This is a genomic window from Proteus alimentorum (assembly GCF_002607735.1).
GTDB classification, from domain to species: Bacteria; Pseudomonadota; Gammaproteobacteria; order Enterobacterales; family Enterobacteriaceae; genus Proteus; species Proteus alimentorum.
Genome location: NZ_NBVR01000034.1, coordinates 108,100 through 125,825 on the forward strand (window position 1 = coordinate 108,100; position 17,726 = coordinate 125,825).

Below are 17,726 nucleotides of genomic sequence, written 5' to 3' on the forward strand. Positions count from 1 at the left end.
GATTAATAGCTGATATTTCAGAATAAAGGAGGTCATTGTGCCTCCTTTTTATTTTATCGCCCTGAGGTTCTAAAAAATGTTATCCCCAAAGATTAATTAGCCAGCGTAGACCGGCAGTTACTATTGCTGCACTAAGTACAATCATAATAAAAGGCTTTTTCTGCCAAGTAAGTACGCCCGCGACACCAACACCAATGATTTTTGAAATATCAGCAAGTTGGTCACCATCAAAAAATGTCGATGTCATCGCCACCGAAAACAGAATAACAATCGCCGATAATGAGAGGAGCTCTTTAACTCTCTCTGATACACCTGCTTTATTATTGAGTAATATTCCGGAAAGGCGCATGGCATATGTACCAACAGCAAGAATAATAATGCCTGTAATAATAGAATCTGTGGACATTATATTTTCCTTATCACAAACAATACGCCTAATAGCGATAATAAAACGGGGATCCCTGCGGGGAGGAATAATGTGGTTGCAAGTGCAATAATGCTCCCTATTATTGCAGCATGACGTGTTAGTTTATTTTTTAATGCAGGCAAACTTAATGCGAGAATGATAGCCGGAAACATCGCATCCAGCCCTAGCATCTTTATATCTACGATAAATGATCCCAAATAAACGCCAAGCATGGTTCCTAAAGGCCAAACAAGTAAAATTCCTAATCCACAAGCCCAAAACGCTAATTTATTTTGTTCAGCGGTACGTTGAGATAAACCAAATACAACACTTTCATCATTTAATATATGAAAACCTAATAATGATTTAAGCCCTTTTCCTGGTAAATCCTTTACTGCCATACTAAAAGGAATATGTCGTGCATTAACCATTAATCCAGCAAGAGCCGCATATATTGCACTTCCTCCCATCGCCACAACACCGATAAAAAGAAATTCAGAAGCCCCCGCTAAAACAAAAATGGATAGCACCAATGGCACCCAAAAATCAAAGCCTTGGGTATGTGCTAAAGCACCATAAGAGATACCGACGATACCATCTGCTAATGAAACAAGCACAATATCTCTAAGTACGTTATTATCAAGACGACTGTTAATTTGCATAGAATGTAGTATTTTTTATCGAACAATTTGTTCATTATGTTGAACGATTTATTTTTTTGCAAGATGATTTTTGAAGGAAGCTATGATGTCATCACCTTGTGCGCCGATTGAAATTATTTCTCAATCTCTGGCTAGAGAAAGAAAAAAAGCGGGCCTTTCACTTGCTGAAATAGCAAGACGAGCCGGTGTTGCAAAATCAACATTATCTCAATTAGAAGCAGGACAAGGAAATCCAAGTATTGAAACACTTTGGGCAATTTGTGTTGCGTTAAATATCCCTTTTTCTCAACTTATTTCAGCACCACAACCTGAAATTAAGGTGATCCGTAAAGGTGATGGCTTTAAAATTAGCGCAGAAAAAGCGTACTACCATGCTTTTTTACTTTCATCCTGCCCTATGGGTGCAAAACGCGATATATATACAGTGATTGCACAACCCGGAAAAGATAGGGTTTCTGATCCTCACAGCAAAAATGTCACTGAACATATTATTATTATTAGTGGTAGTGCAATGGTAGGAACTTTAGATAATCAACAAGAATTACAACCCGGTGATTATATTTGCTATCCTGGTGACGTCACTCATGTATTACGAGCTTTAGAGCCAGACACAACCGCCGTCATGATTATTGAGCATCATAATTAACATAAAGAAACGAATTAACAGAGTGAAATGATAAATTTACCGCGCTGCTATATTGCAATAAAAATCTGAAAGCAGTGCGATAAATTTGATAAAAAATACCTGTCTAATCAATTATTTTTTAAGTGCTTTATCAAGGTAGATCTCTCGTAACCGTTGAGATAAAGACCCTACAACTCCCTGATTGATATCTTCATTATCGATTGAAATAACTGGCCAAATTAATGTAGTCGCTGAGCTAATAAAAGCTTCTTTTGCTTTTTTCGCTTCATCCAATGTAAATCGGCGTTCTGTTATTTTAAGCCCTTCTTCTTGCGCTAATTGAATAATTGCTTGGCGTGTAATACCGGGTAAAATATCCTGACTCAGCGGCCGTGTAATAATTTCATTATCCTGATTAACAATAAAGAAGTTACTTGAACTGCCTTCTGTTATATAGCCATCTTTAATTAAAATAGCATCATCAGCGCCTTGTTGATGCGCATGATGTTTTGCTAAACACGCCGCTAATAATGCCACTGTTTTAATATCGCAACGTTGCCAACGAATATCTTCCACACTAATGACTGAGATCCCTTTTTTTACATTAGGGTGATTAACAACGGTTGAATGTTGTACAAAAGCAACTATTGTGGAAGGAACAGATGATGACGGAAAATCAAAAAAGCGAGAGGAATCAGCACCCCGCGTTATTTGCAAATAAATCAGCCCTTCATGAAGATTATTCTTTTCAATAAGCTGATGATGAATATCAATTAACAACTCTTTGGTAATAGGAAGTGATAAACCTAATTCTTTGCATGAACGCTGTAAGCGTTGAAAATGCCCATCAAAGTCAATGAGTTGCCCATCAATAACAGCAGTAACTTCATAAACGGCATCTGCAAATAAAAAACCACGGTCAAAAACAGATACTTTAGCCTGCTCTTTAGGTACAAACTGATGATTTAAATACACAATATCAGACATTTTACCTCCGTAATAAATTCCATTAACATTTAATGTTAACCATTACCTTACTCTTTCAATTCAACATTTCAAATCCTATTTATGCGCTTTTCTATTACTTTTTAACTTATATTTTATTTAAAGAAACCATGTCATATAGATAAAAATTGCTATAATTTAACTTATGTACAAAATATAAGGATAAGAGGTGTCTATGTTAGATATTAATAAAAATAATTTATCCCAACTAACAGAGAAACTGGTTAAAAAACAATGTACGATAATGAAAATCATCGCCACATTGGGTTTTATCGCAGGTTTTATCTGTATTATTAATCCTCTCTCTTCAGGCGTTGTTATTAGTGTATTACTCGGCTGTGTTTTTTTTGCTTGTGCAATATCCAGTATTATTGCGAGTTTTAACAGTCAAATTTCTTCTGGATGGTCAATGCTAATTACGTTGTTAGCAGGCTTTATTTATCTTCTTCTTGGTTATATTTTTATCACTGAACCACTGAAAGGTATGCTGAGTCTAGCCTTTTTTATTGGTTTCTTATTTATCTTTGCGGGGATATTGCGCCTAAATATAGGCTTCAAACAAATCAAAGATAACTTTTATGGCTGGTTTAATATTTTGGCTGGATTTTTAGATTTAATTATCGCTTATTTCTTATTCGCTTTTGGGCCTGAAACCTCAATAGCACTCGTTATGGCATTAATCGGTATACAACTTATTTTTAGCTCTATCACCATTTTATCGATAACAAGTGCGATAAAACGAATGACTCGCTAATTGACTATTTAGTGATAATAATCTTATTGATAAAATATAGACAAAGAGCCACACGAGGTGGCTCTTAAGTAGCAAATAGAATGGATTCGTATTAAGCACAAGGTAAGCGTAGAGATACCGTATACATATTTTCACCACAAAGATAACAATTCCCTGATTTTTCAAATACCATGACCTGAATACCTAATTGCCCTACTTCAATATTAGGTAATGCATCAGACAAAATACTTTTTAGTGCAGGTTCTATAATTTCAACCATGTTGATAGGATCATTGTTTGGTGTGGTATCGTGTAAGAAATCACCTAAACGAGGATCATCAGCATAAATTTCTAATGTTGAGCGATACACTAATGTTCTATCACTGCTATTTACTCTAGAGTAACCATTAAAAATAATAACCATTTTTTGAATACTCATTTTGGCTACACGATTTTTAATTTGTAAACACAGAGAAGGAACCAATCTAACATTGACGGAATTAAAGTAGCGATCGCAAATTTGCGGAATAGTGACACTAATACAAGGTTTAGGTGCAATATTCTTAATTTGCTTACTGCATTCTCCCGTTAATGAATTATCAACAATAATGCGTTCACGTCGAGAAAAACAAACATTATCAAAGATATCAACAGTAAAGAAAGAAATGTAATGAATACCATTCGTTAATGACTGATTTTCCAATCTTACCGAAACAGCGGATTTATCAGTACAAGGCAACATTTTAAGTTGATCATTAAAATAAAATCCGACTTGTGTGCTTTCACTAATATCACGACCTAAAATCAAATTGGCATTAACACAATAGTTTTCACTATGATAACTAAGAATACCATTTAATGTTGCTGGCACTTTCGGAGAAGGCAATTTCTCCGTTGTCATTTCAACATAGTAATCTCGAGACTTAAAGGGTTTCTCTGGATCATCAGCATTGTCAGATTCAGCATAAAAAACAGCAACTTGTTTCGGCTCAGTTCGTTTAAATTTGACTTTAAAATTTGCGATACCATATTTATTGGTTTTACTTACATTAATTTTCTCGCCATCTGAATTATAAATTTCAGGCTCGACACCTAATGTACTATTTTCCACATCGTAAACTAATTTTACATCTTTATTTTGAACATCATCACCTTCTTTATCTTGAAGATGTACAACAAAATTTTTAGATACACTTTCCCACTGACTTGGCCACTGCATTGATTCAGAACGGATTGTTAACAAGTCATCAAATTTTTCACAATTCGTTGTAGAACAGTCAGTGTTGGGATTCGTTTTAGGCGGTGTAACACGAATTTGTATCGGCGTTGCATAATAAACAATCGTTTCATCATCTTCGTCTTTTAAAATCAATTGTAATGATGCAACACCATTTCGATTACCCGTTAAGGAAATCGTCGTTTTATTGTTGTCTACTATTGAGATGTAAACATCTTTATTATTTGGCAGAATTAAAATTCCTTTTGGACTTGTGCGCCATTCAGCCAAACGTAGATTAATCCCCGTGATAATAACCTCATATTTGATAATACGATTCATTTTTACTTCATCATCGGGTTCATTAGGTAATGACTTAACCTGTTTAAACTCAATCTTCACATCAGAATCATTAACAACACGAGGTTCTATATCATCAATGTCATCCACATTAATATCATCTACATTAAGATCATCATTGAATGGACGAGGACGTACTAGCGCATTTTTCTCACCCTCTAAGATTTTTTGTAAACGTTCTTCTTTTGTTTCAATAGTCATTGTGTGATTTCCTTTCTTTTTCCGATTCCATTTTTAGCTTAAAGCAAAAAATTTGAGTGAAAATCACAATAGAAAAAAGTCAACTAAGCATTGTTGTTAGACAAAATAAAAAAAAGATAATAAACAATAAGATAAAAATTTTTTTCAATAGAACTCCCTCTACGGGAACGATAAAAAACATCTTCAGTATAAAAATAATTTAAAATTTAAAATATTTTTGTATAAAGCTATTGACTGTTATGAAAATGTGATTAAAATCAATCTTAGAAAATATTTGTGACATGAATCACATTTTATTAATAGGATACTTAATATGAAATCAATGACTTCTTTTATTACTCACCTGCACCAAGTTGTTGTACAATTATCATCAACTCGTTTACTGTAATTATTTGATTTAAAAATAAAATACAGCATAAAGCCAGAAATAGCACCCTCATCGCAAAAAAGACTATTTCTGGCTTTTATTCATCCTACTACGCTTATTTATCATCTCGTTTACCCTCGTATTTTTCGTAACAAAAAATTCACCTTCTTGAACTAAACTCTCTTTTCTGTACTCTTAATATACAAACCGCATTAACTATGAGGATATTTTATGCAGCAGCAACTGCTTACATGGATACGTCAATTCAATGAGGAATACGCCCAAATCGCTTCTCTCTTACTCGTTTTAGTTATTATTCTTCTTGTCGCAATTATTCTCCATTTTATTTTGCACAAGTTGGTCTTACCTAAAATTTCCAAAGCAATAAGTCAGTACGATCAAGAATGGCAACTTTCTCTAGAAATAAATAAACTATTTAGTCGTTTTGCTTTTTTAATCCAAGGTGTTGTTGTTAATATCCAAGCACTGGTATGGATGGGAGCGGGTAAAACACAAGAAATTCTCACCACCAGCGCCCAAGCGTGGTGCTTAATTTTTGGCTTATTGATGCTTTTCTCTATTATGGATCTCTGTATGCAGATCATGAGAAATTCATCCTCATTTGGCCGATTACCATTAAAAGGTATTTTTCAAAGCTTAAAACTCGCCGCCTCTGTGCTGATTGGGATAATGATTATTTCCCTACTTATTGGCAAATCCCCCCTTATTTTACTCAGTGGTTTAGGCGCCATGACGGCGGTATTAATGTTGGTATTTAAAGATCCTATTATGGGATTAGTCGCTGGTATTCAATTATCTGCAAACAACATGATAAGCCTTGGTGATTGGCTAGAAATGCCTAAATATGGTGCTGATGGTGCCGTCATTGATATTAGCTTAACAACCGTTAAAGTGCGCAATTGGGATAATACAGTTACGACTATTCCAACTTATTCTTTAATTTCAGATTCCTTTAAAAACTGGCAAGCAATGACAAAATCAGGGGGGCGTCGTATTAAACGAAGTCTTGCTCTTGATATTAACAGCATCCATTTTTTAGATAAAAAACAACTTGATGATCTGGAAAAAGCTCACTTGTTAGCACCTTATATAAAAAATAAGGAAAGTGAAATTAATCAATTCAATGCAACCTTGGGAAATGAATGTCAAACACCATTAAACCAACGTGGCATGACCAATATTGGAACCTTCCGTGCGTATGTTGAAGCTTATTTAAAAAACCATCCTAACGTTCATAAGCAAATGACGATTATGGTAAGACAGTTAGCCCCCACCTCGGATGGACTTCCCATTGAAATTTACGCCTTTACGAATACCACTGTATGGGTTCAATACGAGGCGATTCAATCTGATATATTTGATCATATTTTTGCTATTTTACCTCAATTCGGCTTAAGGGTTCACCAATCTCCAACTGGAAATGATGTAAGAGCACTCAGATTTCCTGTCGAAAATAATCCGCAATAAATCATTTTCGTATTAAGTAAAAAAGGAGAATTATTCTTCTTTTTTACTTTTCTTATTAACAAATATTTTTAATTTTTTATTTTGTTATCATGTTAACATTCTTGTTTTTCTATATATTAATAAAAATCGTTATGTTATTTTTTATATATCGATCGATTGTTGATTCCTATTTATTTGATATTTAATTTACCACTAAAGTGGTATTAATCAGAAATTGTAACCATTTGTTTAATAGTTATTTTTTTATATAACGTTATTAACATTTTTTATATTGATATAAATCATTATAGGTAGAAGGGTTATAACTTAACATATATATACAACTTTACTTGTTGTGAAAAATGTTAGGGTAATGTCAATGTCAAAAATTAAAAATAATATTTCTATTACTGAAATGAGTCGGCGTGGATTCATTCAGTCTGCAGCCGTTATTTCTGGTGCTGCCGCTGTTGCAGGGACGGTTTCATTACCATTCTCTGCTAATGCTCAAACTCCCCAGGGTATTCGTCCTGATGAGACTTCTGAAACTATCAAATACAGTGCATGTTTAGTGAACTGTGGTAGCCGTTGTCCATTAAAAGTTCATGTGAAAGATGGTGTTATTCGTCGTATTTCTAATGAAACTATGTATGACGATTCAACATTTGGTCTTCACCAAATTCGTCCGTGTCTACGTGGTCGTTCTGTACGTTGGAAAACGTATAACCCAGATCGTTTAAAATACCCAATGAAGCGTGTTGGTAAGCGTGGTGAAGGTAAATTTGAGCGTATTTCTTGGGATGAAGCCACTTCAATCATCGCGGAAAAGTTAAAATATACCATCGAAAAATACGGTAATGAGTCCATTTACTACCAATATGGTACAGGTTCTACAGGTGCAAACTTACACGGTAGAACTGCATGTAAACGCTTATTAAGCACTGTTGGTGGCTTTTTAAGTGACTATGGTACTTATTCGTACTCTCAATTAACGGGTATTGTGCCTTATGTTTATGGCGACATGCTGGAATCACTGTTAACAGAAATTGAGAATTCAGACTTAGTCGTGATGTTTGGTCATAACCTTGCTGAAACACGTATGTCTGGTGGTGGTCAGTTCTATGAAACGTTAAATGCGTTAGATAAGAGCAAAAGTAAAGTTATCATCATTGATCCTCGTCGTACCGACAGTGTGACAACATTAGGTGCAGAATGGATCCCAATTTATCCGGGTACTGATGCGGCGTTAGTCGCTGCATTAGGCTATGTGATGATCCAAGAAGGCATCACTGATGAAGATTTCTTACGTGAATATTGTGTCGGTTGGGATAAACAAACATTACCTGCATCAGCACCTGAAAATGGCTCTTATAAAGATTACATTTTAGGTAATGGCCCTGATGGCATTGCAAAAACACCTGAGTGGGCAAGTCAATTAACGGGTATTTCTGTTGCACGTATTATTCAATTAGCACGTGAAATTGGCGGTGCAAGAGCTGCGTGGATCTCTCAAGGTTGGGGTATTCAGCGTACTTCAAATGGTGAGCAAGCATGTCGTGCTATTATGATGCTACCATTAATGTCTGGCCATATTGGTCGTCCTGGTACAAATACAGGTTGTTGGGGCGGTAACGTGGCTTATCCAGTTGCAAGCTTTGCTCTGCCTAACCCAGTTAAGACCTTGATCCCAACATTTATGTGGTCTGAAGCCATTGCTCGTGGTGAACAACTTACCAGCAAAAATGCGGGCGTCAGAAATAAAGATAAACTCGATACGGGTATTAAATTTATGTGGTGTTATTCCAGTAACGTGATTGGTAACCAACACGCTGACTTGAATAAAACGCATGATTTACTGCAAGATGAATCAAAATGTGAGTTTATTTTGGTGTGGGATAACCACATGACGCCATCTGCAAAATACGCTGATATCTTACTGCCTGATGTGACAACGGTTGAGACAAACGATCTTATTAATAACTCTTACGCAAGTGGTGCTTACCACTACGTCGTCCGTTTACAAAATGCAATTAAACCACTTTGGGAAAACCGCCCTTGTTATGATGTCTTAACCGACATTGCAGAAAAGATGGGTACCAAAGAGCAATTCACTGAAGGACGTACTTACGAAGAGTGGATTGAATATTGCTATAACCAAATGCGTGAGAAAAACCCAGCGCTGCCGACATTCGCAGAAACTAATGATGTAGGAATTATCGATCGTAAATTACCTAACCGTAATCAATACGTTGCACTTGAAGCATTCCGTCAAGATCCTATCGCTAATCCTTTAAAAACAGCGTCAGGTAAAATTGAAATATATTCTGAAAAACTAATGCAAGATACCGATGGCTGGGTTTTACCAGAAGGCGATCGTATCCCTGCAATTCCAGAATATTGTAAAAATGAAGAAGGTGTTGAAAACGTTAAGCTTAAAGAGAAATACCCTCTGCAAATGACTGGTTTCCACGATAAAGGCCACGTTCACTCAAGTTACTATAACGTTGCCATGTTACGTGAAGCTATTCCTCATCAATTCTGGTTAAACCCAATTGATGCAGCTGAACGCGGATTAAAATCTGGCGATATTGCTGAGATTTATAATGCTCGTGGTCGTTTAAATATTCTCGTCAAAGTGACAGATCGTGTATTACCTGGTGTGATTGCAGTACCGCAAGGTGCATGGCGTTCACTTGATACAACAGGTGTAGATACAGGTGGATGTATTAATACATTAACAAGCTGGCACCCATCGCCGTTTGCTAAAGGAAATCCACAACATACAAACCTTGTTGAAGTGAAACGTGCATAAGGAGTTAACTCATGAAGCAATATGGTTTTTATTTTGACTCCACTAAATGCACTGGCTGTAAAACTTGTCAAGTCAGTTGCAAGGATGAAAAAGATTTAGATTTAGGCCCTAAATTCCGTCGTGTTTATGAATACGGTGGTGGTAGCTGGGCAAAACAAGACGGGATCTGGACACAAAATATCTATAGTTATTATTTATCCATTTCTTGTAACCATTGCTCAAATCCTACTTGCGTTGCAGGTTGCCCAACTGGCGCTATGCATAAACGTGAAGAAGATGGTTTAGTGGTTGTTAACCAAGATATTTGTGTTGGTTGCCGTTATTGCGAATTACGTTGCCCTTATGGTGCACCACAATTCGATGAGAAGAAAAAACTCATGTCTAAGTGTGACGGTTGCTACGAACGTGTAGCACAAGGCATGAAACCGGTTTGTGTTGAGTCTTGTCCTCAACGTGCACTTGATTTTGATGATATTGAAGTGATCAGAGCAAAACACGGTACTGAATGTGGTATCGCACCAATGCCTGATCCTAGCTTAACCAATCCAAATATCGTGATCAAAGCACACAAAGAAGCGAAACCTTCTGGTGATAAAACCGGCTCAGTTCAAAATGCGGCGGAGGTATAAACCATGCATGAACTTCCTCTAGTCTTTTTTACTGTTTTAGGTTCGTCAGCAGCAGGTCTGTTTCTTATTGCTTATATCAGTAAAAAATTAGGTCAAATTGATGAAAACCAACTGCGTAATGCTAATATTTTAGCCCTGATCTTAACATTAATTGGCTTAAGTATTGGTGGGTTACACGTTGGTCAGCCATTACGTTTTTTCAATATGCTCTTAGGCGTTGGTCGTTCTCCAATGAGTAACGAAGCGTTTTTAAGTGGTGTGTTTACAGGTTTTGCTTTTGCCACTGTTGCACTCACTGTGATGAAAAAATGGAAGGGCTTACGTGAAATTTGTAACCTACTTACTGTTGTTTTTGGTCTAGCATTTGTTTGGTCAATTCCACAAATTTATCATATTCCTACAATTGCTAACTGGAACACAAACTACACCACATTACAATTTTGGATGACGCTATTAGTTGGCGGTGGTGTATTAGCAATGGCAACAGGTGCAAGACGTTTAGGCGCATTATCCTTTATTATCGGTGCCATTATTACTTTTGCTACTCGCTCTGGTTATGTTAGCTTCCTTGGCTTTACAGGCCCAGAACTCAGCGCTGATCAATCTCTATTTTGGGGATTCCAATTAGCCGTATTAGCATTAGGTGTGGTTATCGTAGGATTTACTGCAGTAAAAGCGCAAGCATCAAAAATGACGCTAGCCACTTGTGCAGCCGCAGTGATTATTGCCGAATTATCAGGTCGTATCGCCTTCTATAATTTATGGCATATTACAATGTGATCTGGATGTTATGGTTGATTAATCAATCATAGAAAAGAAACAAAAATGCATACCTGAAAAGGTATGCATTTTTTTTAGAATGAAGAGCCTGGTTGCTGTAAAAAATCTAATTCTTCTGGTGTAGATGTTCGACCTAAAATTTCATTACGATGAGGATAACGACCATATTTATCAATAATTTCTTTGTGTCTTAGTTCATATTGATAAGTATTTTCATCATTAAGTTGAGAAAACAAGATAACTGCATCTTGATGAATTTTAGGTGATTCTGAATGCATAAATGGCATGATCATAAACTTACGTTTAACGGGGGTTAATGTCAGATATTCAGGTAACCGAATAGCTTCTTGCGCTAAGATTAATGCCATATTATCTTGGGCGAAGGCTTTTGGCGTATCGCGCCAAATATTACGTGAGAACTGATCAAGAATAATAATCTCAGCTAAGCGCCCTTCTATCGTTTCTCTCCATGATGCCAGCTCGCCACGACTCGCACTTAAACATAATTCACCAAATCTGCGGTTAATTTCTTTATCAAACTGAGTATCTTTCTTAAACCATTGCTCTGGTGTGCATTCTTCAAACCAAAACGTCAGAGTTGACTGATAAGGGATCATAAAAACTACCACGCTAGTTGTTTATTAATCAAAACAGCGTTTATTTTTATCAAAATAAACGTCATTGACGGGGTACTACTTGGGTAAATTACCATTTTGATATAGCCACGGCTATTAACCCCTATCCGAAAAGAACATAAAAAAATAAATCCCCTTTTCAATTCTTAAAAGGGGATTTTAAATGCTTCCTAGCTAACGCTTAAATCCATTAAGTCGCGCCATCCATAAGCCAATTTATCTACAAGTATGTATAAAATGGCATTCATCCCATTTGTTACATTCTGTCGATATCATGATGAAATATAATTAGCTTGCACATTTTACAAACATAAAATTTATCTCTGCATCACTATCCTGCCTTAAAAATCAGCATTTAAAAATTTTAATTTTTATAGTGAAACCACTAAAAAAGATCTATACCGTTTTGTTCTATTTTTTAATAAGCATCTTTTAAAGACAATAAAGATTGTTATAAATAATATTTTAAATCAATAAATTACATTTCATTTTTTGATTTTTCAGCTTTAACCTTGTTACTATCTTGTGTGATTACCCCTAAAAGAAACCAGAGATCAAAAATGAGATGAATGTTTAAAATTTGCACATTAGTAATGACATTTATTGAAAAGTTTGCCCTATTCCTCTGTTTCTTTAACAATTTTGGAGTACAATTGTTGCAGTCTATTTACTGAATGATCTGTTATGTCTGCTATCTCTATTATTGGAATAAGCTACCTTATTGGGGCTGTAATATCGTTTATTATTACTTTCTTTTTAACTAAAGATCCTAGCCTAGCCATGCGCCTTTTAAGTGCATTATTAATCGCCTTAACCTGGCCTCTTAGCTTTCCTATGGCACTTATCTTCTCTATTTTTAGTTAATTTTTTCATTTAAACTTAATAACAGTAGTTATATTCTATTAAATTAGAATAATAGCTATTTATGTTTCTATTCTTAAATAAATATATTAATTACTCTTCAAAAATAACACTTTTAGCTTAGATTTTATCTAAAAAAGAATATTTAATTGCTCGTTATTTTATTCGACCAATTACAACCTTATCAAATAATATCAGCATGTTATAATTAATACTTAGTTTATTGAAATAGAGCGTCATTTTAAAACCCAAGATTAAAGTAAATATTTTTATAAATTTACAATCAAGCTTAATTTCATTACAGTATCTTATGTAATTTGGTTAGATACGCATATTATTTACTATCACCAATAATAAATTTTTAATTAGAGCTAGAATATGTTTAGTGAAAATGTCATTACAGATATTATCTATTGGATTGAAGAAAATTTAGAAAAAGATCTAAAACTTGAGAATGTTTCGCAAAAATCAGGATATTCCAAATGGCATCTTCAACGCATGTTTAAAGAGCAAACGGGACTAACATTAGCGTCTTATATTCGAGCAAGACGACTTTCTTGTGCTGCCGTTGAGTTACGCTTACAAAGAACGCCACTACTTGATATTGCATTAAAATATCGCTTTGACTCGCAACAAACTTTCTCAAGAGCGTTTAAAAAGCTGTTTAATATGACGCCTTATAATTATCGTAGAAAAGAGAATTGGCAGGCTCACGGTTTTACATTACCGTTGAGAAAATTTAGTGGTTTTAATTTAGATATCGAAATCGTCACGATTGATTCTCTCTCTTTAACGGGAATAGATCACACCTATAAAGCCAATGCAATCGATTGGAATTTTAGTACAGAAAAGTCACGAGAAGAGTACTGGAAAGTGTTCTTTCAAAATGCGCTTTACAAACATGATCGGGTTTATGCTTTACATAATATTTTATCTAAGAAAAATAATGAATTAACGATAAAATATGCAACTATGATGGAAGATAAGCCTGAAATATATAACACACAATTTTTGCATAAAGCACATATTGAGAATGCTAAATATCTTAAATTCACGATCCCTGAAAAATTACTGACATTAGAGTATAAAGATATTATCTATAATATTTATGGTATTTTACTTAAAAAGTTAAACATACCTAGAAAGAAAGGATCACCCGATATTGAGGAGTATATTTTTAAAGAGGAATATCCGGTTTCTAGCTTAGCTTATAAGCCAATTCCTTTAGTAAAAGATGTGAATTACTATATTCCGATTGAAATTGATAATAATAATAAAGTAACTTCAAAAACCATCTATTTCTAGATGGTTTTTTATTTCAACACATTATAATGCATTGTTTTTTTGTTTGATAAAATAGTAAAACATTGTAATCAATTATTCCTTAATAACTTATTTTTAAATACAACTATTCTCATGAAAATACTATAGAGTAAACAAGAACATCGATTATTGAATACACTCCTGCCGAATATAATCTTGTAAGACTAAAATAATCTGTTCTGATTGCGCAATTCGTTCTCTGAGTATCCAATAATTTCGGATAGCGGTGTCAGTAGGTCTGGCGGTGTTTGCATCAACCAGGCCGGCGGTGGAAGAGGCTGAGACTTTAGGACATTCTGCTTTGATATACACCCGCTCAGGAGTACGCTCACTAATATCACGCAACTGATCAATTTCTTTTTTTGCATGAACAAGTTCCTGTAAATGGCGATTATCAAGTTGATTAAGCTGATTTATTCGTAATTGATAATCTTTATTCTCTGCAATCTGCAGAATAAGAGATTGATTAATATTATTGTATTCCTGTTTCAAGAATTGGTTTTTATCAATTAACCAAAGCAATCCTATACCTAGACATAAAATTGCTATTACCATTGTTTTTGATAAAAAACTCATAATAACAACCAAGCGTCTTCAAAAACTTTTTCTGAATAAGGTTGGTAGCCAAGTTCAATATTAACAATCACTACGGCTAAAGGAATAGTAACATTTTTTAATTGTGTATTAATTAAGTTATCGGCCTCAACACCAATTTCTTTTGAGGCTCGGCTAATATAGCCTGCTGTATTATTTTCGTTAGGTGGAGCATAACGATTGATAATGGTTTTAATGGTATTTAAACCATATTTTTTTTGGTACGTTTGTAATAATTTGTAGATAGCTCGTATTCCATATTCTGGTGAAACAAATTGGCAAAATTCTCTGTCTGCTTGCTCAATGGATAATCCTCGCCATTTCGAACCGTGTCGAATATTACCAGGATTATTATTACGTTCACCTCGTGCTATTTTAGCCATTTTTAACTCCTGCTCTTCCTTTAAGGAGCTTACTCACGGAATCTACTCCGACATAGCCAATAAACACACTGGCTAAGTAAGCAAACTCATGATTAATATTAAATAAAATTAGAATATCTTTAATAAACCAAGCAAACATTGCACACATCAGCCCATCTATAGAGGTTTTTTTCCATCCTCCGCCGTTATATAAACCTCGAAGAATAGCCATTCCTCCAGCGAGAGAGGCTGATATTCCTTGCTCTTTCATTGAAGAAAGAACAATAAATATCTGTTCCCATAGATCTGGATTTTCTTTCATTGTTTCTCATGGCTTACCTCCAATAGGAGGAACTGTAATAAATAATATACTCATCCACAGTACTTAAATTTAAGTACTGTTTTAACATGAGTATTTTTATGTTTTATTTATCTAATTAGATAAATGGCGGATATAAAAAAGACCACATAGTGGTCTTCCATTGAAGATAAAATTTAACAAATATCGTTAATTTATATTAGTTAAGAAAATTGAGATACAAAAAAGCCCCACTTCAAAAGTGAGGCTATTTATATTCTGTTGTGAGGTCTTTAGATACAAATCTCTCACTTTGGAGTTATGGTATGCTTGTTTTTCCTGAAAGTCAATAACGATATTCTACCAAAAAAAATAAATAGAGAAAATTATCACCTCACAGTAACTTCTTGCAGAATTTTTTCTGACAAGGACTCTTCTTTAAAGCATTCTTCAACTAAATGTTCAAATAACGGCTTATAGTTACTGTACGCAATGGTTTTAGAAACATTCACTACCGTTTGTACTTGCTCTAATACTTCGCTGAATTTTAAACGAGGATACCCGCGTCCTGAACATTGATTGCAAGGTTTGAAAACAGATATCCCCTGCTTTTCACTCTCTTTTTTATCTAAAACTTGGCCACGTCCATGGCAACGACATGCTAAACGAATTTCAGCTTTCCCCTTACATGTAAGACAAACAACGTGAGTTGTCTCTCTCACGTCACGGTAAGAAATCTTATTTTTTGGTTTAACGTTACGCTCATCTTTAAGATTTCGCTCAACCCCTTTAACAGATTTTGAGGTATAGTTTTTGGTAGTAAAAATGTCAACTTCAATAAATCCATTACTGCAATCAGGACACGCTTTCTTACTTGCGGCACTTCTTGCGTAATCTTGAAAAGCATAATTAGCAATAATATGTAAAACTTTGGCTTTATCGTTTTCAGTTAATTTATCAATCGCTTTATATTGATAAGCTTGCGTTAATGCATATTGGTAAAGGCTTTCTATCGCTTCGCTTGGGTTACTAATACTATGTTTAGCTAAAAACAGTTCTATTCCCATACGCCCTTTTCGCGTAGCAAGGCTAATTGATGTCATCACATCGGTTACTGAAAGTGAATCTACCGCTTTAACAGTTCTTACATCACTTAATACAATACTTTTTGGTGAAAAATATTTAGGTAAGTCTGCTAGTCTCATTTAATGCTCCTTTTGATTTCCTATCACGACTCATTGGTCATCCATGTACCACGACAAGGCATGGCATTTATGCATCTAAATCACCCGCATTTTACGGCGTTATCTCAACGTGATTTTTACTTACCACTCTTGCATTGGTTTATTTAGTTACTTTTTTGTACTTTTCGCCCTTTTATTAACTAACGGTTAATGTTATATTTTAACCAAAATGACGTCAAGCCGCAAAGGAAATTAACTAATGGTTAAAAATGATAATAAAACGGAGTTCACAAAAAGGCTTCAGGAAGCTTGCTTAGATTCAGGAATTGCAGGACGTGGGTTAGGTAAAAGAATTACAGATGCACTCGCTGAGCAGGGAATAAAAGTCAGTGCTCCAGCAGTATGGAAATGGCTAAACAGTGAATCAATTCCCGATCCAACAAATATCTTAGCATTAAGCCAATGGCTCGATGTTCGAGCAGAATGGTTAGAATACGGGCGAGGAGCAAAAAGAAACGATGGTGTTTCTGTAAATGAAATGACACCCGTTGATGATTGGGACAATAATACACCAATAGAACGAGATGAAGTCGAGATCCCCTTCTATACTACGATTGAATTAGCGGCAGGTTTCGGAAGTTGTACCACTGATAATCAAAAGGTGGAATTATTGAGATTTTCTCGTTCTACATTTAATCGCTATGGCGTTCAACCTAGTGATGCCGTTGCTTTTAAAGTTCATGGTGACAGTATGTCCCCTGTTATTCCTGATGGTTCGATTGTAACTATTAGTACAGGACATACAAAAATTGTTGATGGCGGTATTTATGCTATTCAACAAGGCGATCTTTTGAGGATCAAAATCCTACATCGACTTCCCAATAACACCATTATCATCCGTAGCTATAATACTATTGATTACCCAGATGAGCGTTCTACATTAGAAGAAGTGAAAATTTTGGGTCGAGTATTTAATTGGTCCGTGATGGGTTGGTGATCATGTAATACACAAAACACCACAATTTTAGAACTGTATCCCAAAAGTTAGATACCAACTTTGGGGTGTTTTTTAATATATCAATTTCAATATTAAAATTGCCCAAAGAAAAAACCCGCTATCTCTTACGAGATAACGGGTTCTTATATGGTGCCGGCTACCGGAGTCGAACTGGTGACCTACTGATTACAAGTCAGTTGCTCTACCAA

18 protein-coding genes are annotated in these 17,726 nt (G+C 35.1%); 9 read left to right on the plus strand and 9 right to left on the minus strand.

Annotated features, from left to right (window positions below):
* Positions 1-79: 79 nt before the first annotated feature.
* Both B6258_RS14185 and B6258_RS14190 read right to left on the minus strand, forming a co-directional pair.
* A complete protein-coding gene (locus tag B6258_RS14185) occupies positions 80-409 on the minus strand; it encodes an AzlD domain-containing protein (RefSeq protein WP_099075805.1) in 330 nt (109 codons plus the stop codon).
* On the minus strand, positions 406-1,068 hold the full coding sequence (locus B6258_RS14190; RefSeq protein ID WP_023581771.1) for an AzlC family ABC transporter permease: 663 nt from the start codon (positions 1,066-1,068) through the stop codon (positions 406-408). The genes B6258_RS14185 and B6258_RS14190 overlap by 4 nt, the downstream gene beginning before the upstream one ends.
* 85 nt (positions 1,069-1,153) lie before the next feature.
* On the opposite strand from B6258_RS14190, the gene B6258_RS14195 reads away from it, so the two are divergent.
* Positions 1,154-1,714, plus strand: coding sequence for a helix-turn-helix domain-containing protein (locus tag B6258_RS14195; protein ID WP_099075806.1), 561 nt, complete (start codon positions 1,154-1,156; stop codon positions 1,712-1,714).
* 111 nt (positions 1,715-1,825) lie between these two features.
* Here B6258_RS14195 and B6258_RS14200 read toward each other — a convergent pair whose 3' ends face one another.
* On the minus strand, positions 1,826-2,680 hold the full coding sequence (locus tag B6258_RS14200) for a D-amino-acid transaminase (RefSeq protein WP_099075807.1): 855 nt from the start codon (positions 2,678-2,680) through the stop codon (positions 1,826-1,828).
* Positions 2,681-2,873: 193 nt separating this feature from the next.
* Between B6258_RS14200 and B6258_RS14205 the strand changes: the two genes are divergently transcribed.
* Positions 2,874-3,452 (plus strand): HdeD family acid-resistance protein, encoded by a 579-nt coding sequence (locus B6258_RS14205; RefSeq protein ID WP_099075808.1) that lies wholly within the window; start codon positions 2,874-2,876, stop codon positions 3,450-3,452.
* Between the two features lie 91 nt (positions 3,453-3,543).
* Here the strand turns inward: B6258_RS14205 and B6258_RS14210 are convergent, their stop codons facing one another.
* Complete coding sequence (locus tag B6258_RS14210; protein WP_099075809.1) at positions 3,544-5,208, minus strand: hypothetical protein; 1,665 nt, start codon at positions 5,206-5,208, stop codon at positions 3,544-3,546.
* A 598-nt stretch (positions 5,209-5,806) separates the two neighbouring features.
* Here B6258_RS14210 and B6258_RS14215 point away from each other — a divergent pair.
* The 4 genes from B6258_RS14215 to B6258_RS14230 all read left to right on the plus strand — a co-directional run bounded on the left by B6258_RS14215 (position 5,807) and on the right by B6258_RS14230 (position 11,263).
* Positions 5,807-7,063 carry a mechanosensitive ion channel family protein gene (locus tag B6258_RS14215; RefSeq protein WP_099075810.1) on the plus strand — a complete coding sequence of 419 codons (1,257 nt, stop codon included), beginning with the start codon at positions 5,807-5,809 and terminating at the stop codon, positions 7,061-7,063.
* A 352-nt stretch (positions 7,064-7,415) separates the two neighbouring features.
* Positions 7,416-9,854, plus strand: coding sequence for a DMSO/selenate family reductase complex A subunit (locus B6258_RS14220; RefSeq protein WP_099075811.1), 2,439 nt, complete (start codon positions 7,416-7,418; stop codon positions 9,852-9,854).
* Positions 9,855-9,865: 11 nt separating this feature from the next.
* On the plus strand, positions 9,866-10,483 hold the full coding sequence (locus tag B6258_RS14225; RefSeq protein WP_023581764.1) for a DMSO/selenate family reductase complex B subunit: 618 nt from the start codon (positions 9,866-9,868) through the stop codon (positions 10,481-10,483).
* A 3-nt stretch (positions 10,484-10,486) separates the two neighbouring features.
* A complete protein-coding gene (locus B6258_RS14230) occupies positions 10,487-11,263 on the plus strand; it encodes a dimethyl sulfoxide reductase anchor subunit family protein (protein ID WP_099075812.1) in 777 nt (258 codons plus the stop codon).
* Between the two features lie 74 nt (positions 11,264-11,337).
* Here B6258_RS14230 and B6258_RS14235 read toward each other — a convergent pair whose 3' ends face one another.
* Positions 11,338-11,880, minus strand: coding sequence for a DUF924 family protein (locus B6258_RS14235; RefSeq protein WP_099075813.1), 543 nt, complete (start codon positions 11,878-11,880; stop codon positions 11,338-11,340).
* Between the two features lie 702 nt (positions 11,881-12,582).
* Here B6258_RS14235 and B6258_RS14240 point away from each other — a divergent pair.
* Positions 12,583-12,762 (plus strand): GhoT/OrtT family toxin, encoded by a 180-nt coding sequence (locus B6258_RS14240; RefSeq protein WP_036912664.1) that lies wholly within the window; start codon positions 12,583-12,585, stop codon positions 12,760-12,762.
* 375 nt (positions 12,763-13,137) lie between these two features.
* Positions 13,138-14,064: a helix-turn-helix domain-containing protein gene (locus B6258_RS14245; protein ID WP_099075814.1), complete on the plus strand. Its 927-nt coding sequence runs from the start codon at positions 13,138-13,140 to the stop codon at positions 14,062-14,064.
* 144 nt (positions 14,065-14,208) lie between these two features.
* On the opposite strand, the gene B6258_RS14250 is transcribed toward B6258_RS14245, so the two are convergent.
* The 4 genes from B6258_RS14250 to B6258_RS14265 form a co-directional block, all read right to left on the minus strand.
* Positions 14,209-14,658, minus strand: coding sequence for a lysis protein (locus tag B6258_RS14250; protein WP_099075815.1), 450 nt, complete (start codon positions 14,656-14,658; stop codon positions 14,209-14,211).
* Positions 14,655-15,059: a structural protein gene (locus B6258_RS14255; RefSeq protein ID WP_099075816.1), complete on the minus strand. Its 405-nt coding sequence runs from the start codon at positions 15,057-15,059 to the stop codon at positions 14,655-14,657. Before B6258_RS14255 ends, B6258_RS14250 begins: the two co-directional genes overlap by 4 nt.
* Positions 15,052-15,360: a phage holin, lambda family gene (locus tag B6258_RS14260; protein ID WP_088495157.1), complete on the minus strand. Its 309-nt coding sequence runs from the start codon at positions 15,358-15,360 to the stop codon at positions 15,052-15,054. Before B6258_RS14260 ends, B6258_RS14255 begins: the two co-directional genes overlap by 8 nt.
* Before the next feature lie 365 nt (positions 15,361-15,725).
* A complete protein-coding gene (locus B6258_RS14265) occupies positions 15,726-16,541 on the minus strand; it encodes an antitermination protein Q (RefSeq protein ID WP_099075817.1) in 816 nt (271 codons plus the stop codon).
* 238 nt (positions 16,542-16,779) lie between these two features.
* Here B6258_RS14265 and B6258_RS14270 point away from each other — a divergent pair, with 238 nt between their 5' ends.
* Entirely contained in the window at positions 16,780-17,517 is a 738-nt protein-coding gene (locus tag B6258_RS14270) for a LexA family transcriptional regulator (protein ID WP_099075818.1), read from the plus strand.
* Positions 17,518-17,726 lie beyond the last annotated feature (209 nt).

Bases quoted from the DNA above. Each gene is read 5' to 3' on its own strand.
- B6258_RS14190 (WP_023581771.1), bottom strand. From the start codon at position 1,068: ATGCAAATTAACAGTCGTCTTGATAATAACGTACTTAGAGATATTGTG.
- B6258_RS14195 (WP_099075806.1), top strand. From the start codon at position 1,154: ATGTCATCACCTTGTGCGCCGATTGAAATTATTTCTCAATCTCTGGCT.
- B6258_RS14200 (WP_099075807.1), bottom strand. From the start codon at position 2,680: ATGTCTGATATTGTGTATTTAAATCATCAGTTTGTACCTAAAGAGCAG.
- B6258_RS14205 (WP_099075808.1), top strand. From the start codon at position 2,874: ATGTTAGATATTAATAAAAATAATTTATCCCAACTAACAGAGAAACTG.
- B6258_RS14210 (WP_099075809.1), bottom strand. From the start codon at position 5,208: ATGACTATTGAAACAAAAGAAGAACGTTTACAAAAAATCTTAGAGGGT.
- B6258_RS14215 (WP_099075810.1), top strand. From the start codon at position 5,807: ATGCAGCAGCAACTGCTTACATGGATACGTCAATTCAATGAGGAATAC.
- B6258_RS14220 (WP_099075811.1), top strand. From the start codon at position 7,416: ATGTCAATGTCAAAAATTAAAAATAATATTTCTATTACTGAAATGAGT.
- B6258_RS14225 (WP_023581764.1), top strand. From the start codon at position 9,866: ATGAAGCAATATGGTTTTTATTTTGACTCCACTAAATGCACTGGCTGT.
- B6258_RS14230 (WP_099075812.1), top strand. From the start codon at position 10,487: ATGCATGAACTTCCTCTAGTCTTTTTTACTGTTTTAGGTTCGTCAGCA.
- B6258_RS14235 (WP_099075813.1), bottom strand. From the start codon at position 11,880: ATGATCCCTTATCAGTCAACTCTGACGTTTTGGTTTGAAGAATGCACA.
- B6258_RS14240 (WP_036912664.1), top strand. From the start codon at position 12,583: ATGTCTGCTATCTCTATTATTGGAATAAGCTACCTTATTGGGGCTGTA.
- B6258_RS14245 (WP_099075814.1), top strand. From the start codon at position 13,138: ATGTTTAGTGAAAATGTCATTACAGATATTATCTATTGGATTGAAGAA.
- B6258_RS14250 (WP_099075815.1), bottom strand. From the start codon at position 14,658: ATGAGTTTTTTATCAAAAACAATGGTAATAGCAATTTTATGTCTAGGT.
- B6258_RS14255 (WP_099075816.1), bottom strand. From the start codon at position 15,059: ATGGCTAAAATAGCACGAGGTGAACGTAATAATAATCCTGGTAATATT.
- B6258_RS14260 (WP_088495157.1), bottom strand. From the start codon at position 15,360: ATGAAAGAAAATCCAGATCTATGGGAACAGATATTTATTGTTCTTTCT.
- B6258_RS14265 (WP_099075817.1), bottom strand. From the start codon at position 16,541: ATGAGACTAGCAGACTTACCTAAATATTTTTCACCAAAAAGTATTGTA.
- B6258_RS14270 (WP_099075818.1), top strand. From the start codon at position 16,780: ATGGTTAAAAATGATAATAAAACGGAGTTCACAAAAAGGCTTCAGGAA.